Annotated in this window: 17 protein-coding genes, 2 tRNA genes and 1 pseudogene; 9 read left to right on the forward strand and 11 right to left on the reverse strand. The window is 34.3% G+C overall.

All coding sequences use genetic code 11. The features are described 5' to 3' along the window. Positions 1-38 precede the first annotated feature (38 nt). Positions 39-281, reverse strand: a pseudogene (locus F6U93_RS09775) (transposase); the annotation flags it as partial. A 219-nt stretch (positions 282-500) separates the two neighbouring features. Between F6U93_RS09775 and F6U93_RS09780 the strand changes: the two are divergent. The 3 genes from F6U93_RS09780 to F6U93_RS09790 all read left to right on the forward strand — a co-directional run bounded on the left by F6U93_RS09780 (position 501) and on the right by F6U93_RS09790 (position 3,866). Next, positions 501-923, forward strand: coding sequence for a VOC family protein (locus F6U93_RS09780; RefSeq protein WP_150939295.1), 423 nt, complete (start codon positions 501-503; stop codon positions 921-923). A 316-nt stretch (positions 924-1,239) separates the two neighbouring features. Next, on the forward strand, positions 1,240-2,814 hold the full coding sequence (locus tag F6U93_RS09785; RefSeq protein WP_225312647.1) for a DUF1254 domain-containing protein: 1,575 nt from the start codon (positions 1,240-1,242) through the stop codon (positions 2,812-2,814). 71 nt (positions 2,815-2,885) lie between these two features. Continuing rightward, complete coding sequence (locus F6U93_RS09790; protein WP_150939297.1) at positions 2,886-3,866, forward strand: hypothetical protein; 981 nt, start codon at positions 2,886-2,888, stop codon at positions 3,864-3,866. Between the two features lie 689 nt (positions 3,867-4,555). Here F6U93_RS09790 and F6U93_RS09800 read toward each other — a convergent pair. From F6U93_RS09800 to F6U93_RS09830, 7 genes are all read right to left on the reverse strand, one after another. Next, positions 4,556-4,855: a hypothetical protein gene (locus F6U93_RS09800; RefSeq protein ID WP_150939299.1), complete on the reverse strand. Its 300-nt coding sequence runs from the start codon at positions 4,853-4,855 to the stop codon at positions 4,556-4,558. A 25-nt stretch (positions 4,856-4,880) separates the two neighbouring features. Then, on the reverse strand, positions 4,881-5,750 hold the full coding sequence (locus F6U93_RS09805) for an N-acetylglucosamine kinase (RefSeq protein ID WP_150939301.1): 870 nt from the start codon (positions 5,748-5,750) through the stop codon (positions 4,881-4,883). A gap of 3 nt (positions 5,751-5,753) precedes the next feature. Beyond that, positions 5,754-7,793, reverse strand: coding sequence for a beta-N-acetylhexosaminidase (locus F6U93_RS09810; RefSeq protein WP_150939303.1), 2,040 nt, complete (start codon positions 7,791-7,793; stop codon positions 5,754-5,756). Between the two features lie 17 nt (positions 7,794-7,810). Then, positions 7,811-8,236 carry a hypothetical protein gene (locus F6U93_RS09815; protein WP_225312649.1) on the reverse strand — a complete coding sequence of 142 codons (426 nt, stop codon included), beginning with the start codon at positions 8,234-8,236 and terminating at the stop codon, positions 7,811-7,813. 6 nt (positions 8,237-8,242) lie between these two features. Continuing rightward, positions 8,243-10,120, reverse strand: a complete 1,878-nt coding sequence (gene nagB / locus F6U93_RS09820; protein WP_394349748.1) for a glucosamine-6-phosphate deaminase — start codon at positions 10,118-10,120, stop codon at positions 8,243-8,245. A 159-nt stretch (positions 10,121-10,279) separates the two neighbouring features. Beyond that, entirely contained in the window at positions 10,280-11,887 is a 1,608-nt protein-coding gene (locus F6U93_RS09825; RefSeq protein ID WP_150939309.1) for a RagB/SusD family nutrient uptake outer membrane protein, read from the reverse strand. Positions 11,888-11,893: 6 nt separating this feature from the next. Next, positions 11,894-14,986: a SusC/RagA family TonB-linked outer membrane protein gene (locus tag F6U93_RS09830; protein ID WP_150939311.1), complete on the reverse strand. Its 3,093-nt coding sequence runs from the start codon at positions 14,984-14,986 to the stop codon at positions 11,894-11,896. 488 nt (positions 14,987-15,474) lie between these two features. Here F6U93_RS09830 and F6U93_RS09835 point away from each other — a divergent pair, with 488 nt between their 5' ends. From F6U93_RS09835 to F6U93_RS09860, 6 genes are all read left to right on the forward strand, one after another. Then, positions 15,475-16,263, forward strand: coding sequence for a sensor histidine kinase (locus F6U93_RS09835; RefSeq protein ID WP_225312652.1), 789 nt, complete (start codon positions 15,475-15,477; stop codon positions 16,261-16,263). After that, complete coding sequence (locus F6U93_RS09840; protein ID WP_150939315.1) at positions 16,260-16,982, forward strand: LytR/AlgR family response regulator transcription factor; 723 nt, start codon at positions 16,260-16,262, stop codon at positions 16,980-16,982. Before F6U93_RS09835 ends, F6U93_RS09840 begins: the two co-directional genes overlap by 4 nt. Positions 16,983-17,005: 23 nt before the next feature. Then, positions 17,006-18,337: a sugar MFS transporter gene (locus F6U93_RS09845; RefSeq protein WP_150939317.1), complete on the forward strand. Its 1,332-nt coding sequence runs from the start codon at positions 17,006-17,008 to the stop codon at positions 18,335-18,337. A 13-nt stretch (positions 18,338-18,350) separates the two neighbouring features. After that, entirely contained in the window at positions 18,351-19,445 is a 1,095-nt protein-coding gene (locus F6U93_RS09850; protein ID WP_150939319.1) for an acyltransferase family protein, read from the forward strand. 163 nt (positions 19,446-19,608) lie between these two features. Further along, positions 19,609-22,035 (forward strand): phenylalanine--tRNA ligase subunit beta, encoded by a 2,427-nt coding sequence (gene pheT, locus F6U93_RS09855; RefSeq protein WP_150939321.1) that lies wholly within the window; start codon positions 19,609-19,611, stop codon positions 22,033-22,035. A gap of 148 nt (positions 22,036-22,183) precedes the next feature. After that, the gene (locus F6U93_RS09860; RefSeq protein ID WP_150939323.1) at positions 22,184-22,426 is read left to right on the forward strand and encodes a putative signal transducing protein; all 243 of its coding nucleotides are present in this window, start codon (positions 22,184-22,186) and stop codon (positions 22,424-22,426) included. A gap of 125 nt (positions 22,427-22,551) precedes the next feature. On the opposite strand, the gene F6U93_RS09865 is transcribed toward F6U93_RS09860, so the two are convergent. The 3 genes from F6U93_RS09865 to F6U93_RS09875 all read right to left on the reverse strand — a co-directional run bounded on the left by F6U93_RS09865 (position 22,552) and on the right by F6U93_RS09875 (position 24,901). Next, positions 22,552-22,626: transfer RNA gene (locus F6U93_RS09865), tRNA-Pro, on the reverse strand. 36 nt (positions 22,627-22,662) lie between these two features. Continuing rightward, positions 22,663-22,751, reverse strand: a tRNA-Ser gene (locus F6U93_RS09870). A 95-nt stretch (positions 22,752-22,846) separates the two neighbouring features. Next, entirely contained in the window at positions 22,847-24,901 is a 2,055-nt protein-coding gene (locus tag F6U93_RS09875; protein ID WP_150939325.1) for an HD family phosphohydrolase, read from the reverse strand. Positions 24,902-25,269: the final 368 nt, after the last annotated feature.

Below are 25,269 nucleotides of genomic sequence, written 5' to 3' on the forward strand. Positions count from 1 at the left end.
CTCTATATAAAACCGTCACACCAAAGGTAGACACTTCAATGTGAAATAAGCTTACGATCACTAGAAATATTCTCTAGATAGCCAACCAAACAAAGCTTAAAAAACACGATAGGGTCAATGCTTTTTTGTCCACTGGATCCATAGAATTTTTGAGTGGTTTTATAAAGAAAATTAAGATCTGTACCTGTATAAAGACGACGGTAGAAATTGTCTTTTGGAACGCGTTCGCTAAGCCTAAATTGATTGAATAGCTTCTCTTGATAAGTCTTTTTTTCCTCCATATATAAAAATAAGAAACGTTCACTTTTTAAGCAATTGCATTACTACTTTTTTCTTAACTTGTGCAACAGGCACACCGTATATAATTTATTGCTTGCTTCTTGCCTACTTACGAAAGTCCTCACGGACTTTCTTGGTCGGTTTTTATTTACTAAATTAGTTGCTTAAACCATGCAACAAACCATATACAAACACGTTAGCCCTCATTTAAAAAAACAATAATGCGACAAAATTTGAACATTATTACACTCGGTGTTTCGGACTTGAAAAAAACGCTTGATTTTTACGAGAGAGGACTTAATTGGAAAAAATCAAAAGCAAGCAAAGATAAAATCGCATTTTTTGAAATGAACGGAATTGTTCTTTCATTTTTTTCAAAAGACGCTTTAGCGAAAGATGCTAACGTATCTAATATTGGTAGCGGATTTTCGGGAATAACCATCGCTTATAACGCCAAATCGGAAAATGAAGTTGACAGCGTACTCAGGAAAGTAGCGGAATTGGGAGCTGAAATAATAAAACCAGCGAAAAAAGCTGATTGGGGTGGATATAGTGGATACTTTAAAGATATTGATGGACATATATTTGAAGTTGCTTACAATCAACATTTTGAATTTGACGAGAACGATAATATAAAAATGTAAATAAATGGAATCCAAAACCAAAGAGGAAAATAGAAATGAGGGACATCTTTAACGATTGAATAGAAAGACGGAACGAAAAAAACGAGGGCTAACAATGTATATAAAACATAGTTAACATAGGCTTTCCGAAAGGTTTTTGTGTGTTTTCGAAGACCACCAAATTTTTAAATTTGGCTTTTAGAAAAAAAAATAAAAATTCGGCTCGTGTATAATCCAAAACGATAGTGTCTTTTTGCACGCTACGTTTCATATACGAGATCGTTGTAAACCATTAAATCGATGAAACTACAAATTAATAATAATTAATATAAGTGAAATGAAAAATAAATCATTAAAAACCATTACAATACTCGTTGGTGTATTTGCTTTGATGGTAAGTTGCAACCAACCTGAGAAGAAATCAGTAAAAGTTGAATCTGTAGTAAAGAAGGAATCAACTACTTCTAATGAAAGTTTATCGAAAGACGAGATAAGAACCAAAGCAACATCGATTGCGGACAAGGTACAAACTGTTGCTGGCGAGCTTACATTTTTCGATGGTGTACCTACTGGTAATACCACTGAATTAGTTTACGATTACCTAGATCGTGCTCGTGCCGTTGATGTTTACCTCGATAATATTGGACCTGTTTCTATTTTTAGTCTACAAGAAGCTGTAGCGAAACAAGGTGCTGATGCGTCAAATAAAATTGCTATTTGGGAGCAATTAATGGATTCACGTACACCAGTGATTACATCTAACACGTCTACTATGTACGCTTATTTTTGGACAGATTTGACAAAAGATGGCCCAACAGTGATACAAATTCCACCAGGAATGCTAGGTTTTTTAGACGATGCTTGGCAACGTTTTGTTGGTAATATGGGTGTAACAGGACCAGATAAGGGTAAAGGAGGAAAGTATCTGGTAATTCCTCCAGGATATACTGGAGAAATACCTGAAGGTTATTTTATTCTAAAACCACCAACAAATAGAAACTTCGTTTTCTTAAGAGGGTCTATTAAAGATGGTCTAGATGCTGCAGTTGCTAATTTTGAACAAGGATTAAGAGTTTATCCATTAAAAGATAAAGCCAATCCAGCACCAACCGAATTAGTTAATATGTCTGGTCGTTCTTTTCAAACCATTTTCCCATCAACATTGGAGTATTATGAGATGTTGAACACTATCGTTCAAGGAGAACCTGAAAATGCGATTGATGATGAAATTCGTGGAGAATTAGCCGCTATTGGTATCGTAAATGGGAAACCATTCAACCCTGACACCAGAATGAAAAAGCTACTTACAGAGGCTGCAACTTTAGGCAATGCAGCAGGGCGTTCTATTACTTATGCACCTCGCATTCCTGGTGTTGAAATTTATCCTGACACCGATTTAAATTGGGTGATGGCTTATGCTAATAAAAATACTTCTTTTGAGTCTGATGGGATTATGGATCTAGAGGCTCGTGTGTTTTTCTACTTTAATGCAGGTGGCGTAACTCCTGCTATGGCAGTAACCCATGCAGGTGCTGGTTCTGATTACGCATTGGGTATGTTGGATAACAACAACAAACCCTTTAATGGTTCTAAAACTTACAAATTACACTTGCCTCCTAATGTTCCTGTAAACAACTTCTGGGCAATTACGATGTACGATACGCAAACCCGCTGTCAATTACAAACAAGCCAATTATTCCCAACGGTAGGTAGCCTGACCGAAGGCATTGAGAAAAATGAAGATGGCTCTTATGACATTTATTTTGCGCCAGAAGCACCTGCAGGTAAAGAAGGAAACTGGCTACAAACCACACCTAACAAAAGCTGGTTTAATATTTTACGAATGTATGGACCGCTTGAACCATGGATAGACCAAACATGGAAACCAGGTGAGATTATAGAAGTTAAATAACGGTTTAAATCTAACCAATTATTTTTTTTTAATTCATTAAATTACAAACATTATATTTAAACAAATAATATATGAAAATAACAAAATTTATTATAGTAATATTCTTGCTTTTCCCACTTCTATCTTACACTCAAACTGATGACAATCCAGTTTTAAAATCTTATTTGAATAATTTCAATCAAAAAATTAAACCACAATATGAAAAAAACATTAAAGCTGTATATAAGCTAGACAGTCTTAAATTTAAAATAGATAAAATTGAAGATTATGAAATTCAATTAAAGTTATTACAAACACAGTTAAAAGAAACAGAAAAGCTATTTCAAGCTATTATAAAAGAGCCAAAACCAACTGGTTTAGATGAATATAATGTTTCACAATTTATATATGACACAAGCATAAAACATATTGAAGAGATAAATAAAGCAATAGGTCCTATTGATAATAATCAAAAGAAATTTATTGCTTTAGTAGAAATGACTAATAAAAATAATATAATTGAAAGTAAAACTGACTTGTTTAAAATTTGGGATGTCTATTTATCTTTTAAAAAATTAAATAAATACCATAATGACCTTTCCATAGAAATACACAAGTATTCTAACATGTTAGAGTACGAAAAAGAGAACAATTATTCTGGATTAAATTGTGAGAGACTGATGAGTTATTTAAAGTTTTGTGATGATTTTGATACGGTTGCTAAAAATAACTATATTAAAACAAAAGATTCTATAGTAAAACTATATTACTTATTACCAGCAAAATACCAGTCAATTAAAATAATCCCAACATTAAAGGAAGAAGAAGTAATTTTATCTTCAGATTCTAGGGAAGAAAAAAATAGAAAAATAGCAATACAATCAGAAAACACATTAAATCGTATGTATAACGAATTATTTAGAGAATTTAGGGGGCATTATTCAGATGATCTTTTTGATCCAAGTTATGCTAATTTCCACAAATCTAATCACCTTGGAGCTTACTATACTGATTTTACTGAACAATTAAGAGAAAAAATCACAAAAATTAAACAAGACAAAAACTGTAATTAAATATTAAACTAAAACTTCTATACTTAATATATGAATACCAGAAAATACAAGTAAATAAAAAAGACTGGCTAACTAAATTTATTAAAAATAAACAAAACATGTTATACATAAAATTCAATATAGAAGATTCATCAAAGTATACTGATTTTCAAGATCTTCACAATTATATGGTAACCGTTAGACAACCAAATGACCCGTCCTGAAATAAGGCTACATAATTTAGCACAATTATGTACAAAAAATGACAAAGTAATCGGATGGTATTCAGAACCTTTTAAACTGAAAATTCTAGCAGAACTTACAATCGATAAACACACAAAAAGCGAACTTTGTAAACTCTATTTTATCGCGCCTACAACCGTTAATGAGTGGTTTAAAAAGTATAACCGTAAAGACAACCCATGAACACCAGAATCAAAGTAGAAACTAAAGAGGAAACCTAACGAAGTGGTTCAGCGAAGCTAAATATCAAGAATTAAAGCCCTTCAAAAAGGAAATTAAACAACTCAAAGATCTTTTACTAAAAAATGGATTTAGATGTCTTGGCATTAGACTCCTGTCTTGAAATAGCCGTAGAACAACTAGGTTATAAATCGGTAGCTGAATTAAAAAAAGCTAAATATTTATTTTAACCTATAGCATATCTCAGGACGAGACAAATTTTTTATGCAAAAAAGACCTCTTTTATTTTAGGATTTTTCTACATTATAAACTTGATTTAAAACATCTAATGCCTGATTATGAATTCGAGTTCCTAAAGGTCGGTTTTTACTCTTGACATAAATTTCGAAATAAATATTAGTACTATGAGACTGTACAAGTCTAATATTCAAATGTCCTTGAGGAAAATACACTTTCAACCCGTAGTTATCATCTTGAAGAAACAACTCAAACTCACCACTCACCCAGTTTAAAAACTTATTATACATAGCCATACTTGGCAGTACAGCAATTTTTGATGCTTCTAAGTCTAGTTTACGGTCTTGCATGATTTTCTTTGAAGGTGTTAATAAACTATGTATTTTGATACGCTTCCTGTTTAATATTAATTTGATCTTTTATGATGTTCTCAATCGGACTTTTAACAAAAACACCTGCTTCAACACCTCTGGCCTTAAGTGCCTTTTTGATGTAGTCTTGTCCGTAAAAAGCAACAGATCCCACAAAATGAATGGGCACATTTTTTAGAGTTTCTCTATAACGTAACACATGATTGTCTATAAAAACTTCCATTCCACGTTCTAGCATATTTTTCATAAAAGGATGCGCTTCATTTTGAAATAAAAACGGTGCAAATGAAGCTAGATATTTATTTGGTCGAGCCGATTTATACAAACCTTTAATAACTGATTTTTCTTTTAAATTGAAGGTTTCAGAAAATACAGCTTTCAAATCAGCTGGCATGGTATCATAGTAATAGGCTTTAAGAAGTTCTTTTCCGAAGTAATTACCACTACCCTCATCCATAAGTAAATACCCCATAGATGGTGCTTTTAGATGAATATTTCTACCGTCGAAATAACAACAATTAGACCCCGTACCTAGAATACAAACTACAGCTGGTGTTTTAGTGGTAGCCATAACAGCTGCCATAGTATCCTCACTGGAATACACAATCGCATTTGGAAAGTAAGCGCCCAAAATGGCATTTACCTTTTTCTGATTTCGTTTTGTGCCACAACCCGCTCCAAAAAACTTAATATCAGTGACCTCTTCTTTTATCTTTGCAAGCGATTCACTTTCAAAAATGATTTTTTCAAATTGTTTTTTTGATAAAATCGCCGGATTTAAGCCTTTCGTTTTTAGTCGAATCGGGGCTTTATTTTCTGGTGAACAAAGAATCCAATCACACTTTGTAGAACCGCTATCTGCTATTAAAACCATGACTTATTTTTTTAAATAATTTGATTCACAATATGCTGTTAGATCATTTAAAGCACCTACAATTACCAATTCTACATCAGCAACAGGTTCTCTTAATAAAATCATAGTATTCTGAATGGTTTTAAGATTTTCTCTTGAGATTTTTTTCGTTTGAAGGGCTTCTGATAATAACCCTGAAACCAAGGCTAAATTCTTATATAACGGCTCTAAAGGCGTGATTTTCGGGTTCTTTTCAAGCTGAATAAAAGACTTATAATCATTTGACCAAGTTGTGAAAAAACCTATCACTGCTTTATTGTCTCCACCTTGTACAAATTCGGAAGCGACTTTATTGAATTTCAAAGCATCGGAAGCATCAGCCACGCATGCATCAGCAAACAAATTGAAAGGTGAATAGGTTTTATATTCTATACCATCTAAATTTCTAGCGTAAATTTTTAAAGGTTCACACAGGTTAGACAGGTTTAGTAACGAAGTAATATTTTGGTTGTTAGTCATACTTCTTAAAATAACCGCTCTATTTTTAATATGAGTCAATCCTAATTCTTCCAATTGAAAAGACACAACTTCTAAACGTTTTCTCATGTTCTCAACATTATTAATTTCCTTAGGTGACCAAAAACGTTCTGCAATAGCTGCAGTTCTAGGCCATATTCTAGAATCTATCGTTAGAGGTGTTACCAATTCGCTCCACATGGTGGCTTCACCGCCCAAAATTCTTTCACGTTCTGCTTCAGTTAATTTGACATCTCCAATGGGTTCTATAGTATAATGATCAACTACAGACTGCATTCTGTCAATGTAAAATCCGTTTGATAAAACCGTTTGATAACCCTGTTTAGCCGCTTCAATTAAAGTTCCGCCTTTGGCTAAACCTTCATTTTCACCGCGCCATGAGTGAATCACAGCCGTGGTAGGCATGTCTGGTGTCATGATTTCATCCCAGCCCATTAATTTTTTACCTTGTTCATTCAGTATTTTTTCAAGTTTCACATTAAAATAGGTCTGTAAATCGTGGTTGGTATTTAACTTATGTTTCTTTTTAAACTTTTGAATTGCTTTACTCTCATCCCAGTGTTTCCCTTCATTTTCATCACCCCCAATATGGAAATATTCATCTGGAAATAATGGCGTTATTTCAGCAAATAAATTTTCAAGAAAGGTATATGTTGCATCAATGGTTGGGTTAAAAGTAGGATTAAAAACCCCTGAAAAACGTTCAATTTGATAGTCATACCCGTCTTTACTTCCAAGTTCTGGATAAGCGGTTAAAAAAGCTGAGGCATGTCCAGGAACGTCAATTTCTGGAATAACACGAATACCTAACTTATCGGCGTAAGCCACAATATCTTTGATTTGTTCGTGCGTGTAAAAAAGTCCGTCAGAAGCCTGCTCGGTTAACTTCGGATACATTTTAGATTCAATGCGTATCCCTTGATCATCGGTTAAATGCCAGTGAAACACATTCATTTTCATGGAAGCCATAGCGTCTAAATTGCGTTTTAAAACAGCTATAGGTTGAAAGTGTCTAGACACATCAATCATAAGTCCTCTCCAAACAAATCGGGGCTCATCAGTAATGCTAACACCAGGAATAAAATATTCAGTCGTATTATTATCAATTAATTGTAACAAAGTAGCTAAAGCTCTAGAAGCTCCAACATCTGTTTTTGCTGTAATTTTTATTGCAGAAGGATCTACAATTAACGTATAAGATTCGTTATTTTTTATATCAAGTTTAGAGACGGCATCAAATTGAATTTGAATATCTCCTTTTTTGTTTTCTAATGGAAAGCCTTCATTTAAAAACACGCCTGTTCTATTGGTTAAGCGTCTTAAAAACTGTGTGGCCGCGTGGTCAACACGTTCTGATTTTATTGAGGTTATAGATATAGTGAGACTACTATCTATAACAAATTTACCTTTGTTTTCTTTTATTTCTTTTGGCCAAGGCATTAAATCATACTTAGCAGTCAATGGTTCTTGAGCAAAACCCAAAACGCCTGTTAAGTTTATGATTATTAATAGTATAATTTTTTTCATTTGATTAGTTTTAGGACTCAATTCATCTTGATATACTTCTCGGTAATCGTTCTATTAATTCCTGCTTCTTTAATGAGTTCTTGTCCGCTTTGGATTAGTGTATCTCCTTTAAATTCAATTTGAAAAGAGAATTTGTGGTCTTTTAATTCTTGAGCTGAAGTATACTTTAGAATCTCTTCATACCTATTTCTTTCTTTGGTATAAGTTCCTGCTCCGCTATAAAAATGTGCATCGTTTTTGATGCCTTGATTGAAAAAAGCAAAATGTGAATCATTAATAATTTTAATGAATTCGGTGTTTTTTAAATCTTTAATTTTAGTTGAATCATTCTCAACAACCTCAGCATAGACCAGTTTCCATGTTCCAGTAATCCCATAAGTAGTTGTTTCAGTTTTACAGTTGAAACAAGTCCACGCCAAAATTATTAAGAGTAATTTTTTCAAAATATTTTAAAAATGATAACGTTTAAAAGCTTCAATAGCCGCGTATTCAGATAGGCCTAAATCGTTATATTTCTTAGCCGTTAAACGGTTTCTATCTTCAGCACGAACCCAGAATTCTCTAGAATCACCTCCTTGAAACATCACACCATCTTTTTGCGATTGGTGATAAAAAATGGCATGTCTTTTTCTTAAAACCTGGTCTGGACTCATAGGAACAGCCATTTCAATTTGGTAAGACTCCCACTCATGCCAAGCCCCACGGTATAACCAAACCCAGCAATCATCCATGTATGATTCACTTTTCAAAACTTTTAAAGATTCAAATAAAGCATCTAAACACACTTTATGTGTTCCGTGTGGATCAGCTAAATCACCTGCTGCATAAATTTGATGTGGCTTGATTTCAGAAATTAAGCTGCACATGACATCTATATCATCCTGTGAAATATTGTTCTTTTTAATGGTTCCTGTTTCATAAAAAGGTAAATCAAGGAAGTGTACCTGTTCATCACTCAAACCAAAATAACGCGTAGCACCTAAAGACTCACTGCGTCTAATTAATCCTTTTAACTGACGCACCTCAACCGAATCAATATCATGATCAGTTTTGTTTTTGAGGAAATTGATAATCGTTTCTGTTTCCTTACACTCTGGGCAAAGCGACTGGGTAATTTCAGCAAATTTTAGAGCTTCTTCATCTGAAACTGCAATATTACCAGAGGTTTGATAAGCAATATGAACCTCGTGACCTTGCTCCACTAGCCTATCAAAAGTACCACCCATTGAAATCACATCATCATCTGGATGCGGACTAAAAATAATTACACGTTTTTTGGGTATGGTAGCACGCTCTGGCCTATTGGTATCATCGGCATTAGGTTTTCCGCCTGGCCAACCTGTAATGGTATGTTGTAACTTATTAAACATCTTAATGTTTAAATCATAAGCGGTGCCTTCTTCAGTAAGCAAACCAGACATACCGTTATTGTTATAATCTTTATCGGTGAGCTTTAAAAATGGTTTTTCGGTTAACTCACTAAGCCAAACAATGGCTTTTAATTTTAAATCGTCATTCCAAACACAAGTGGTGACTAACCAAGGTGTTTTAACACGAGTTAATTCTGAAGCTGCTGCCTCATCAATAATAAAAGTGGTGTTTTCATGGTTCTGTAGGTAAGTTGCAGGCACTTCAGGCGTAATTTCACCTTCAATAGTTTCTTTAAGAATTTCAGCTTTATTACCTCCCCAACCTAGTAAAACGATACGTTTAGCACTTAAAACTGTACCAATTCCCATGGTTATGGCTTTTCTAGGCACATTTTCAATACCTAAAAACGCTGGAGCAGCATCTACACGGGTAATATGATCGAGTGTAATGCTACGTGTACCTGAATTGTAGTGAGAACCTGGCTCATTAAAACCGATGTGTCCAGTTCTACCAATACCTAAAAGTTGAAAATCAAGTCCGCCATAGGATTTAATTTTCATCTCATAATCGATGCAATACTGATAAAGGTCCTCATTACTAACCATCCCGTCAGGAATGTTTATATTTTCATCTAAAATATCGATATGATTAAATAAATGCTCATGCATAAAGTAAAAGTAACTTTGTAGGTTACCTTTGTCCATGGGTAAATATTCATCTAAATTAAAGGTGACTACGTTTGCAAAACTCAAGCCTTCTTCTATATGTAATCTAACCAGCTCTTCATAAACTTTTATAGGTGAAGAACCCGTTGCTAAACCTAATACACAAGGTTTGTTTTCCTTTTCTTTTTCTCGAATTAATGTTGCTATTTCATGTGCTACAAGCACTGAAGCTTCTGTAGAATCTTCAAAAATAACATTGTGTATTTTTTCAAATCGAGTTTCTTCAAACATACCTGCTTTGGTGTATGCGATATTTTTATGATTTGCGATTTTCACGATATACTGTTTTTCTTTTAAATACTTTTTTATTAAAGCAAACGGAAAACCGAAATTCTCCGCTTGCTTACCATCAACAAACTAAACTAAACTAAACGTTTAATCAACCTAAACTTAAAAATTTGGTGCTCCGGTATCCCACCAAAGTCTTGTCCCTCCATTGTCTGGGCCTTTTAAGGTGCTAATTGCCGCATCGACATTAGCGCCATTGGTATTCTTCTCAGCATCAACAAAATTGATTCTACGAATCTGGATATCAGTATCGATATCTCCACCACTATTGTTAATTACCACAGGAAATACTCTTGGGTATCCTGTACGTCTAAATTCACTCCAAGCTTCCTGACCATCAGGAAACATGGCAATCCATTTTTGCGTAATAATTTGTTCTAACTGCTCTTCATTAGTACCAGCTAGGTTGTATGCAATTTTGACATCACTAGGGTAAGTGTAATCATTTGCAGAATTTAACGCATCAACAAAATCATTTGGTGTACTGGTAGTATCTGCTAAATAATTATCAACATCACTAACCCCAAGTTGTGCAAAAGAGGCACGAACACCTGCTTCATAATTGGTTTTAGCATCACCAGCTCCGGCCCAACCTCTTAAGGCGGCTTCAGCTTTTAAGAAGTGTACTTCTGCTGCTGTCATCCAAACTTTGTTAGTACCATCTACGGCCGACCCTATAAGAGAATGCCCCCCGTATTCTGATTTCGCTTCTATTTCAATACCCATTCTTACTCCTTTATAATCTCCTAAATGAGCATCAGCAGGCGCGGTAAAGAATTTAGAAATTCTACCGTCATTAAAACCTTTAAGAACAGCTTCCATTTCGGCACTCATAACAACATCTCCCCAAACACGACTTATCGTTTGAACTGGGTGAGCAAACCCTGCCATTTCTACTAACATATTGTCTAACTCCATAAGACCAGCATTACTAGATAACGATTTTTCACCTTCAGCTTGAGCTAATGCAGGATCAACTTTAGATACACGAATAGCTAAACGTAAACGCAATGAATTCGCAAACTTTCTCCACCTAGCAATATTACCTTCAACAGGCTTTCCTTTTAAGTTTGACATATCAAAAGGAACAAACTGTAAATCTCCAATAAATGGTTCTAACCCATCTATAGCCTCTTCTAACTCTGCAAAAAATGTTTTGTAGGCCACCTCTTGAGCATCGTATTCACCAGTAGTGTCATAATCATTATATTTTGAATAACGAATTGGACCGAAAATATCAGACACCCTATGCATACCCATAACTTTAATAATATTAGCTAAGTACACAAATTTAACCCCACTTAGATCACCAGACACATCTACTTGTTCTTTGATTTCTTTGGCGTAAGGCATCACACCATTCCCATCATTTGCATCATAAGCATCAGACCAAATAAAGCCATTCCAACCATTAACTAGTGCATAAGTTTGGTTATTGATATTACCTGCAAATGGTGTTGGTGCGGTCATGTACCCTGAAAACACATCGGCATTTAAATTTTGCTGTAATTGGTAATTCCAAGCTGGTTCTACTCGAATGATATTTGAAAACATAGGAGCAAATCGAGAACCAATATGATTGTTTTGTTGGGTTAAACTTTCTTGAGAAAATCCATAAGGATCTGTATTAACATCTACAAAGTCTCCTGTACAATTTGTTAAACTCATGGCAACCAATGATGCCATTGTATATTTAAGTATATTTTTCATCTTTCTTTAGAAATTTACGTTAATGTTTAATCCTACACTTCTGGTTGAAGGTTGATTATAAATATCTACCCCTTGTAATCCCATTCCTGTACTTGCAGCAATGTTCGGGTCGAATGGTGCATCCTTATAAAAAAAGAATAAGTTATTTCCTATGATTGAAAAATTAATATTATCAATGAAATCACTTTCACCTAATAATAATTTATATCCTATTGAAAGTTCTCTTAAACTCACGTTAGTTGCATCATACACATATTCTCCTAACATACCATCACGACCTGCAACAGCATTATAATATTCTTGAGCACCAATTTGTGAAGCAGTTCCGCTTTCATCAACAACATTTATCATTCCTCCATTGTTGTTTCTGGCATTTGCAGTAGTTTGAGAAACACCATATTTATCATTTACGGCTTCAGTAACACTCATCACATCACCGCCAAACTTACCATCAATTAAGAAGTTCACATTGAAATCACCTATTTCGAAGTTATTGTTCCAACCTAAAGTGAAATCTGGTTGTGCGTGAGCAACAGTTTCAAAATCGGTAGACATTAATGTTCCTGAAGAATTTACCATTGGTGTACCATTAGCATCTCGTCTTAATGATCTACCTTTAATACTACCAAATTCCTCACCCTCAATTAATGAGTATTCATATCCATTTATTCCTCCTGGAGTAATGATGGCTTCATTATCTTGTAAATCCGGGTGAACAGCAACCACTTGGTTATCATTTTGGGCAAAATTAAATGCTGTATTCCATTTAAATTTATCGGTTACCACAGGTTTACCATTTAAAACGATTTCGAAACCTTTATTAGATATTTCTCCAGCATTTACAATATTCTGAACATACCCAAATGGGTTTGGATCTGCTTGTATATAAAATATTTGATTAAAAGTACTGGTATCGTAGTAAGTAAAGTCTAATCCGAGTCGGTTACCAAAGAATCGCCACTCTGTTCCAATTTCAAATCCTTTTTGGCGTTCTGGTTCAAGAGTTTCTCCTCTTTTAGGTGCAATAGTTGCTGGAGCAAAATTGGTATTAGTTGTATTAATATGATTCAAAGGAATTGTTACATATGCAGGAATATCTTTACCTACTTCAGCATAAGAACCTCTAACTTTAGCGAAGTCAATACCATCACCCATATCAAACATTTCAGATAAAACAGCCGTTAAACCAACCGATGGATAGAAAAATGAATTTGAATCAGTATAAACTAAGGTAGAAGACCAGTCTGTACGTCCTGTTACATCTAAGAAAAGCATGTCTTTAAATCCGAAGTTAGCAGATCCAAAAACAGATTGCACCTCTCTATTAGTTACAGATTGCCTAATGTTATTGACCGTTTCAAAATTAGATATCGTAAAGTAGTTAGGGAATTGTAATCCAGCACCATCACGGCCAGAATCTAAATATACTTGATCTCCAATTTGGTACTTGGTTAAACTTGTTCCTAAAAGCCCTGAGAAGGTAAATGCTTCTGAAAAGTCTTTATTATAAGAAGCAATAAAGTCAATATACTGTTGTGTGTTTTCTGTTTTTTCTAGAACATAACGTCCGTTATCTCCTGAATTTACAGGATCTGTTCCTGCATATTGTCTTTTATCAAAAGTAAAGAATGATTTATCAAAACTTCCTCTAGATTGTAAAGAAATAGCATCTGTAATCTGATATTTAACCGATACATTTGCCAACACACGCTGTGCGATATCCTCACTAGGGTTGCGGTTAATTAACCAGTATGGATTTTGCTGAATATTCTCATCAAAAGAAGAAGCATATTGATCCATTTGGTTCAAATTCGTATTAAAGTACTCAAATGTATTTTTGTAGATGTCTCTATCAATTCCAACAGGCTGTAAATACACCCCAGTTAATGGGTTTGAGTATAAACCATTGGTTGGTCTGTTACTAATGCGTTGGTCTGATAAATTAACACTTGCAGAAACATCTATTTTATCTTTTAAAAATTTAGCTGTTTCACGTAAAGTTAAATTGTTACGTTTTAACTCATTTCCTGGAATTACCCCTTCACCTAAAGTATTTGCATAAGAAAAGTAGGTTTGAGCTTTTTGGTTTCCAGCAGTTAAGGACAAAGCATTAATGGCTGTATACCCCATATTAAAAAACTCTTTTGGGTCGTTACTTAAGCCACTGGCTTTAGCTCCCCATGATTTTGGATCAGCTACACGACCGTTTTCAGCAATAGGTTGACCTACCGATACACTTTGGTATTCCGATTGTAATTTTGGTAAAGACATCACATTGTCCATTGTAAAACTAGAATTGAAGTTTACAGCCAATGCCCCTTCCTTACCTTTTTTAGTGGTAATTAAAATCACACCGTTAGCACCTTGACTACCGTAAAGCGCTGAAGCCGAAGCTCCTTTTAAAACGGTCATGCTTTCAATATCGTCTGGGTTAATTAATGACATCGCATCACCACCATCACGGTTACCAGTTTGGCTACCAAAAATATCGGTTCCCGGCTCATTTCCGTTAGAACCGTTACCACTGTTTAACATAGGAATACCATCAATAACATATAACGGATCGTTATTAGTTGTAGAAGTATTACCTCTTAACACCACTTTTGTAGCTCCTCCTAAACCGGATGAACTCCTTGTGATAGTCAATCCAGCAGATTTACCTGATAAACTGTTAATTGGGTTGGTTTGCTTAACACGTGTTAATTCATCCCCGCCTACTTCCTGAGCCGAGTATGTTAAGGCTTTACGTTCCTTTTTAATACCTAAGGCCGTAACCACCACAGCGTTAAGTTCTTCAGCATTTTCTTCTAATTGAGCGTTAATGACGTCTTGTTGACCTACTGTAATTAATTTAGTAGTCATACCTAAATAAGAAAAAGCTAAAACGTCACCAGAATTCACCATAAGTGAATAATGTCCATCAAAATCTGTTTGTGCACCGTTAGTAGTACCTTGTACCGTTACATTAACTCCAGGTAACGGAATCCCGTCTGCCTTAGAAGTTACTGTTCCTCTAATTTCCTTCTCCTGCCCATAGGTAAATTGGACAGCAAATAGTAGAAAGGAAAACAAGAAAAGTTGTTGTAAGTTTTGTTTCATAATTTGATTGTTTTGTTTTTTTAAGTTGAGCCAAACTATCTAATATTAAATTTGTTTTAAAAAAATTTATATAAACGACACGATTTAACACACAGACAACATTTTGTAAACGATAAGTGAATATTGACTTTCAAAGTATTCGTCTTTTTATTGCTAATTAATAAATATATCACTAAAATTGTTGAATCTTAATAAGATTTTAATAACAAAATCAACATAAAGCTAAAATTATTTCAACACAGAACAACAAACCGTCAGTTAACATTCCAGTCAAATACCATATCGTATTCTGGCTGAGCTACTTCCTTTTTAATTTTGTGAGATGGGGAAGTTATTTTAATGATTACTGGTATTCGTTTAAGTCTAACTTAGTTGAGTTTCCTATTCATATTATAATAGTATACATCAACATCTATTATTTGATCCCACGATTTATTCTTCGGAAAAAATACTGGACATATATACTTTATTTAAGTACCATGTTGTTTATGGTGTATTTAGTTAGAACTGGCTTAAACTATGTTTTAGTGACTGAAGAAATATGGCCTGAAGCAGAAACTCCAGGTAATTTTATGGAACTTAACCATATCATAGCCGTAGTTTTAGGTGAACTTTATGTGATTGGTTTTACCACAGCCATTAAAATTGTTATTGATTGGTCTATAGAAAAACGACTCAACGAAGATTTAGCAAAACTACAAATGAGTACCGAACTTAAATATTTACGTACTCAAATTCAGCCGCACTTCTTTTTTAATACGCTAAATAACTTATATGCTTTAACCCTTAGTAAATCAGACAATGCGCCCAACTTAGTTTTAAAGCTGTCTGATATGATGCAATATATTTTATATGAAGTAAAAAGCTCGAAAGCCAGTTTGCTACAAGAAATTAATCATATCAATAACTTTATAGACATTGAGCGTATTCGTTTTAACGATGCTGTTGAAGCCGAAATGGATATTACTGGAGATATTGAAGAAATCTGTGTACCACCATTACTCCTACTTTCCTTTGTAGAGAATTGCTTTAAGCACGGTATGAAACAAAATGACAAGCTTAAAATAAACATGAGTTTTAAAGTTTTAAACTCTGGTTTTATTGAAATAAATATCATTAATAATTTTAACCCAAATGTTATAAACACTGAAACCAATGGCATTGGAAATCAAAATGCTAAACGACGTTTAAATCTGCTGTTTGCCAATAATTACGTTTTAGAATCTACAGTAGAAGGCAACCTATATAAATTGTATTTAAAAATACCTACCCAATGAAAATTAAATGCATCATTATAGATGACGAACCTCTTGCTATTACAGTAATTGAGAGTCATTTAAAAAACTTTGACCACATTGAGATTGTTGAGACCTTCAATAATCCGCTTAAGGCTTACCGTATTTTAGAGCAAGAAAAGATTGATGTTATATTTCTAGATATCAATATGCCTCAAATGACGGGCTTTGCCTTTATTGATAACCTCAGTTATAAACCACTTATTGTTATCACTACGGCCTATCGGGAATATGCCATAAAAAGTTTTGAACTGAATATTTTAGATTATTTGGTAAAACCTATTCCGTTTAATCGCTTCCTAAAAACGGTTAATAAAATTTACCAACAAGTATTTGTGAGTAATATGGCTGTAGATGCGAGTTTACAACAAGAACCTCATATTTTTTTAAAGGTTAACAAGAAACTTGTAAAAATTAATTTAAATGATATTCTATATATAGAAAGCCTTAAAGATTACATCAAGGTGATTACTCAAATGGGCGATCATGTGGTTCATAAGTCACTTTCTGCTATTACAGAGGAATTACCACAATCCAATTTCATGCGTATTCATCGTTCTTATACCATTTCAATTAATAAAATAAGTGCTTTGGAAGGAAATACTGTTGAAATTTCAAACCGAAAAATACCTATTGGGCGCAATTATCTCAAACTCGCCAAAGAACGTATTTTTAATATAAACGACGATAAAGAAAACTAACATAAATAACTCAAAAAACAACCATGTCTAATAACCAAACACCCAATTCTACTTCAGAAAAAAATACCTTAGTTCCAATTTTAATCATCGCGGGACTATTTTTCATATTCGGGTTTGTAACCTGGATTAATGGGGCACTTATCCCATTCATGAAAACCATAAACGAACTCACCGATGCGCAGTCTTATTTAGTGGCTTCAGCATCCTATATTTCCTTTGTAGTTATGGCTTTGCCTGCATCGTATATTATTAATAAAATCGGCTATAAAAAAGGCATGTCACTTGGTTTAATCATCATGGCTGTAGGCGCCTTAATTTTTATTCCAGCAGCCGAAGCCAGAACCTACTGGATGTTTTTAACCGCTATTTTCATTCAAGGTGCTGGTATGACCCTATTACAAACGGCTTCAAACCCATACATTACCATTTTAGGCCCTATAGAAAGTGCTGCAAAACGTATCGCCATCATGGGGATTGCCAATAAAGTAGCAGGGGGATTAGGTTCTGTAATTTTCGGAGCTATTTTACTTTCGGGAATCGATGAAATCAAAGAAAAGCTTATGGTTGTCGATGCCTCGGAAAAAGCCACATTACTTAATACTATGGCAGATAGTGTCGTGACACCATACATTATTATGGCTGTCGTTTTAGTCGTTTTAGGATTATTAATATTAAAAGCACCTCTACCAAATGTTGAAGCCGAACCAATAGAAGCTTCAAAAACAGGAGAAGCGGCAAAATCTAGCATTTTTCAATTTCCACATTTATGGTTAGGCGTATTAGCTTTATTTCTATATGTTGGTGTAGAAGTTATCGCTGGAGATACTATTATTTCTTACGGAATTTCACTTAACATACCTGTTGAAGAGTCTAAATACTTCACGCTTTATACACTCATGGCCATGGTTGCGACTTATGCTATTGGCGTATTTTTAATTCCAAAATACATGAGTCAAGCAACTGCTTTAAAATCTAGTGCTGTTTTAGGTATCCTTTTATCTTTTTGCATTGTGTTTACCACAGGGTTTACATCTGTGTTGTTTGTAGCTGCCCTAGGTATTGCCAATGCTTTAGTTTGGCCTGCTATTTGGCCATTAGCACTTACCGGATTAGGGAAATTTACAAAAACAGCTTCTGCCCTATTAATTATGGCTATTTCTGGAGGCGCTATCATTCCACCTCTTTATGGAGCTATGGTAGATAGTAAAAAAGAATCCCTTATTGCTTTAGGTAGTGAAACCACGCAAGCTACTGCTGAAGCTGCTTCATACGGGTACTGGATACTATTACCGTGCTATGCTTTCATTCTTTATTATGCTTTTTTCGGACATAAACTTGGATTAAAAAAGGCTTAAAACTAAAATAATTATGGTGACATCAAAACGAATTGAGTCCGTAGATATCCTACGGGGTATAACTATTATTGCCATGATTTTGGTAAACACACCAGGAGATTGGGGACATGTTTATGCCCCACTCCTGCATGCTGAATGGCACGGACTCACCCCTACAGATCTCATATTTCCATTCTTTTTATACATTGTAGGGATTTCAATTTATTACGCTTATAAGAACAAACCCAATACGTCAAGCACCTATAAAAAAGTAGGCATTAGAAGTTTAAAACTTATCGGTTTAGGATTGTTTTTAAACTTGTTCACACCACTTTTTCCGTTTGTAGTAGATTTAGAAACTTGGCGAATTCCAGGAGTTCTACAACGCATTGGTATCGTGTTTTTTATCACCGCTGTTTTGTATTTAAACTTTAATTGGAAACAGCTTGCAGCAATCATACTCACTATTTTAATAGGCTATTATGCCTTTCTAGGTTTTGTGCCTTTACCAAACGAACTTGGTGCCCTCACTTTTGATCGCGCACCTAACAATTGGGCTAACTATTTAGATTTAAAAATTCTAGGCAAGCATATGTGGCAGCCCGATTACGACCCTGAAGGGCTTTTAAGCACCATACCTAGCATCGCTTCCAGTCTAATTGGCGTATTAATTGGTAAAATTCTAAATCGTATTGCACCACTAAAAACCTTAGTCATTACTGCTTTTAGTTTACTAATCTCTGGCTATGCTTTTAGTTTAGTCTTCCCAATAAACAAAGCTATTTGGAGCAGTAGTTTTGTACTCGTAACCAGCGGCTGGGGAACGCTCATTTTAGCTCTAATCTATTATTTAAGAGATGTGAAACAGTATCCATTTGGTACTATTTTTAAATACATAGGCGTCAACGCCATCACCGTATATTTCTTATCAAGTTTACTTTCAAAATGCATGTACAACATTCCAGTTAATGAAAACCATAACATCCATTCTTGGCTATTTGAAACCCTATTTTTTCCTGAAAGTATAGGACCTAAATTAGCCTCATTATTTTATGGTCTTGTTGTAGTTTTTATTTATGGCTATTTAGGTTTTTGGATGTATAAAAAGAAGATTATCATCAAGGTTTAAATAAAATACGTTTCAGTTTTAAAAGGTACATTCTAAGGCTATTTTCAGTCCTTCGGAACATAGTCATTTCAGCTGAAAATTATTATTCACAAATCGCAGCGCTTTGTTTGAATGCTTGCTTCAATATTTTATCTTTGCAGCCTTTAAATTAGGATAGATATTTATGAAAATTTCATATAACTGGTTAAAACAATTTATAAAAACAGATTGGTCACCAGAACAAACTAGCGAATTACTTACAGATTTAGGACTTGAGGTTGAAGGTTTAGATACTTTTCAATCGGTTAAAGGTGGTTTAGAAGGTGTTGTTGTTGGCGAGGTACTCACTTGCGAAAAACACCCAAATGCCGATAAGCTTAAAATCACTACAGTCAATATAGGTGAAGATTCGCCGCTACAAATTGTTTGTGGCGCTCCTAATGTTGCTGCGGGTCAAAAAGTTCCTGTAGCCACTATTGGTACCACGCTTTATTCAGAAGAAGGTGAAGCTTGGACCATCAAAAAAGGAAAAATACGAGGTGAAGCTAGTTTCGGAATGATTTGCGCTGAAGATGAATTGGGCTTAGGAAAATCACATGATGGTATTTTGGTCTTAGACGAAGTTATCGCTGTTGGAACTCCTGTAGCAGAACTTTATGAAGTTGAAAATGATAAGGTTTTTGAAATCGGATTAACACCTAACCGTGCCGATGCCATGAGTCATTATGGTACCGCCAGAGATTTAAAAGCCGGTTTTGCTCAAAAAGAAATTAATATTGAATTGATTACCCCATCGGTAAGTGCTTTTAGGGTAGATAGTCGTATCCTAAAAATTGATGTTGATGTCAATGATAAAGAATTGGCACCACGTTACTGTGGTTTAACCATTTCTGGATTAAAAGTTAAGGAGTCTCCGGCTTGGTTGCAAAACCGTTTAAAAGCTATAGGTTTAAGTCCGATTAACAATATCGTTGATGCTACAAATTATGTTTTGCATGATTTAGGTCAGCCACTTCACGCTTTTGACGCTAATAAAATTGAAGGTCATAAAATTGAAGTCAAAACCCTTGAAGCAGGAACTAAATTTACAACTCTTGATGGTATTGAACGCGAATTACACGCCGATGATTTAATGATTTGTGATGCTGAAAAACCAATGTGTATTGCTGGTGTTTTTGGTGGAGCCCATTCAGGTGTTACCGATGGTACCACGAGTATCTTTTTAGAAAGTGCTTACTTCAACCCAGTGAGCGTTCGAAAAACTGCCAAACGTCACGGTTTAAATACTGATGCTTCATTTAGATTCGAACGTGGTATTGACCCTAACATCACTGAATACGCTTTAAAACGTACTGCTTTACTTATTCAAGAAATTGCTGGTGGAGAAATCACTAGTGATATAGTTGATTTTTATCCGAAGAAAATAAACGATTTTGAAGTCCGCTTAAGTTTTGATAATGCCAAAAAATTAATTGGTGAAGAAATTCCGAAGGAAATCATTAAGCGTATTTTGTCTTCTTTAGAAATTAAAGTGAACAACGTTACCGAAACTGGTTTAGGTTTAACCGTACCAGCTTACAGAAACGATGTACAACGTGAAGCTGATATTATTGAAGAAATTCTTCGTGTTTACGGGTACAACAATGTTAAAACGACCAAGAAATTAAACGCATCAATCGCCACAACATCGCGATTTGAAGATTATAAAATCCAAAATATTATAGGTAACCAGTTAGCGTCTCAAGGCTTTTACGAAATCCTTTCAAACTCGTTAACAACACCTAATTACGTCACGCTAAGCGAACAGTTAAAGGACGAACACAACATTAGTATGCTAAACCCTTTAAGTGGTGATTTATCAGTTTTAAGACAGTCTTTATTGTTTTCTGGATTAGAATCTATTGCCTTTAATATTAATAGAAAACGTGCCGATTTAAAATTCTTTGAATTTGGTAATACTTACCATGGTTTTGATGACAAACGTGAAGAATTTAAGCATTTATCACTTTTTATTACAGGAAATCACAGTGCAGAAAAATGGCACGACCAAAATAAAAAGAGTGATTTCTTTTTAATGAAAGGACTTGCCATCGCCGTTTTAGAGCGTTTGGGTATTTCTAGAGTTAAAGAAACGCCTATTTCTAGCGATTTGTTTTCTGAAGGCTTAACCATGAGCTTAGGAAAAAATAAGTTGGTTGATTTCGGAATTGTGAAGAAATCTATTCTGAAGCATTTTGACATCGCTCAAGAGGTTATTTACGCAGATTTTAACTGGGATGCTATTTTAGAAGTCGTTAAGCACAATAAAATTAAATTTAAGGCCATTCCTAAGTTCCAAGCTGTACGTCGTGATTTTGCTTTATTATTAGATGAAAACGTTACGTTTGAGTCCATTTACACACTTGCAAAACAAAGTGAAAAGCAAATTTTAAAAGACGTGAATTTGTTTGATGTCTATCAAGGTAAAAACTTACCAGCAGGTAAAAAGAGTTACGCAGTGAGTTTTACTCTTTTAGATGAAAACAAAACGCTTAACGATAAGCAGATTGATAAAATCATGAAAAAGCTTCAAAACACTTTTGAAACAAAGTTAGGAGCTGAATTGAGATAGATTGCTATTAAAACTATTTATAAAAAAAGGGCCGTATCACTAATGTTGATATGGCTTTTTTGCTTTTATATATAACTAGCTATTACCAACTACTGCTACTAATAATTATATTTCGTATCTTTAGTATAGAACATAAAAACCTAATATCATGTCTGATTCAAATTTCACAAAAGTATATACAGGCGATTTCATAATCGTTAAGCGCATTGTTTCCGAATTGGAAAATGAAAATATTAGTCCGATTGTAAAAGATCAAACCGAATCTGCAAGGTTAGCAGGATTTGGAGGAGGAACTTTTCCTGGTTTTCAAGAGATTTTTGTAAATAATGACGAACTCACAAAAACACTTGAAATTGTTAGCAGTATTACGGCTGCCTTAGAAGATAATTAAAAACAAAATAGACCTCTCATATAGAGGGCTTATAAAAGCATTGTTAGAATAATTGCCTAAAAATCAAAAAACCTTGTAAATCATACGATTTACAAGGTTTTAGATTCTATTGGTATTTACTTTAGTCGGGGTGGCAGGATTCGAACCTGCGACCTCCGCGTCCCAAACGCGGCGCGATAACCGGGCTACGCTACACCCCGAATAATGGTTATCTAAATTTCTAAAAAAGAAATTTGCGGAGAGACAGGGATTCGAACCCTGGGTACCTATTTCTAGGTACGACGATTTAGCAAACCGCTCCTTTCGGCCACTCAGGCACCTCTCCATTATTCTATATAAGAACTATTGCAATAATTTGCGGTTGCAAAAATATATCAAAGAAGGATATCTCACAACTTTTTAAGCTACTTTTTTTAAATTTTATTCAGGATATTCTATTCGTAAATGGTAAATATTTGCAAGCTTGTGTTTTAGCACTTTTTTAATAGACTCAATTTCTTTAAAAGTAATGTTAGCATTAAGAAATTGCCCCTCCTCTATTTGCTTATTGATGATATTTTCAACAAAAGCTTCTATTTTAGTTGATGTTGGTTCCTTTAAACTTTTAGAAGCCGCTTCAATACTATCACACATCATAAGGATAGCCGTTTCCTTACTGAAAGGTTTTGGTCCTGGATAACTAAAATCTGATTTATCAACCTCAATATCTGGAAAAGCATTCTTCTCTTGCATATAAAAATAATACACCACACTAGTACCGTGGTGCGTTCTAATAAAATCTATCACACGATCTGGAAGATTATGCTTCTTAGCTATCTCTACACCGTTAATCACGTGATCTGTAATAATCCTAGCACTTTCTCTTGAAGACAGCTCATCATGCGGATTAATACCTGTTGATTGATTCTCGGTGTAATAGGTTGGCTGTTTCATCTTACCAATATCATGATACAGCGCTCCTACCCTTACGAGCATAGCATTAGCTCCAATTTCATTAGCTGAAGATTCTGCTAAATTAGCCACATTTAACGAGTGGTGAAACGTTCCTGGTGCCTTATTCGCTAACTCTTTAAGAAGTTTAGAATTAGTATCTGATAACTCTAAAAGTGAAACATCGGAAACCAAACCGAATAATTTCTCATAAGCATAGATTAATGGTTGAACAAACAATGTTGCCAAACCACATAAGATAAACCAAATAAAAGTTTCCCATTTTAAATCGTCTACACTGCCTTCATGAATGACAAAAAAGGCAAAATAGGCAATGATATAAATTAAGGTAATTTGTCCGACTGAAATAAACAAATTGGCCCGCTTATACAATTCAGAAACGGTTAAAATCGTAACAATACCAGCTATAATTTGAAGAAACATGTACTCATAACTATTGGGTACAATAAAACCAATGAGAAGCACAGTAAGTACATGCGCAAACAACCCTAATCGCGAATCAAAAAACGCTTTTAAAACTAACGGCAATACACAAATAGGTACAATATATATGTATTTAGAATTATAATTAACAACCAAGGTGGTTATAAAAATGATTAACGATATGTTGAAGAAAATAAAGGTGACCTTGGTATTGTTCTCAAAAACTTCAATACGATATTTCATCAAAAACAAGAGCAACATCAGCAAGGCTAAGGCCACTAATAAAGTATAGGCAAATAACACCCAATTGTAATCGGCTTCATTCCAAACTTGCGATTCGTATTCAGACTGTAGCGATTTTAAAATCTGATACTTTCCGCCTTCAACCACTTCACCTTTTGAAACAATGAGCGTGCCTTTAACCACACTACCTCGTATGTAAGCGATTTTATCAAGTTCATCTTGAAGCGCCTTATCTGTTATAACCTTATTAAAACTAAGGTCGGGCTTAACCAAATCAAAAAACAACGAAACGAATTCGTTTTTATACTCAGATAAGCCATTTTTGTTTAAAATATCATTAATAATTGGAGTTATCGCGTTTTGCTCCACCAAATTGGAATAAAATCCGCTTTGCACCTGCTCTCTACCATCTAAAATCGCGACAAACTGGTCCTGTGGGTAATTTAAGCTCTCATCAAGTACACCGTAAGCGTACAATTCTGAAATAATCGCTTCTCCAGCCCTTTCTAATTTTTTGGCTTCTGAGCGGCTTAAGGAGTCTACCAATTGATTTTGGAATGCAATGGCGTACTCATTTATTACACTTTTCTCAATGGTATCATTAAGATTAAAATACAATAAAGTCTTCTCTGAAACATTCTTTTTTTCTTCAGCAATTTCGGCTTCTGTTTTCCGAATTGCAAAATCAAATGGTGCATATAAATTCTCTGATTGCCAAGGTTTTCCTTTTTCAAAATTGTATTTGAATTTTCCGCTTTTCGGAAACAAATACACAATTAAAAAAGTGGTACAAATGAATAATAAACCTTTATAAATAAGGGAATGGTTTTTATATAATTTATTTATGAAGTCTTTCATCTAGTCTTTGCATTCCTGTTTTATAGGTTATCATTAACAATCGTAAAAATCATCTTGTTATACCAGTTCTTGTTTGAAATGATCTTAAAATAAAATGATGATTTTTTTCTTTATTTGAAGCAGGAAAAAATGGCATAGCCTGAGCTACGGCTTCTTTTTATTCTGAAATAGAAAGGAAAAATGTGTGTTTTATTAAGGTCATTTTAAACAAGAACTAGTATTTATCCTCAAATATCGTATTTAATTATGGCTTGGAAGTATCAAATGTAATAAAATTATAGACTTTTAGCCTTGTTTATAATCCTCCAATCGTTCAAAATTCTCCTAAAAAATTGCTACTTTCGCAAGTACTAAACTAATAATTTCAT

Origin of the sequence: Pseudotamlana haliotis (genome assembly GCF_008806375.1) — a bacterium.
Taxonomy (GTDB): domain Bacteria; phylum Bacteroidota; class Bacteroidia; order Flavobacteriales; family Flavobacteriaceae; genus Pseudotamlana; species Pseudotamlana haliotis.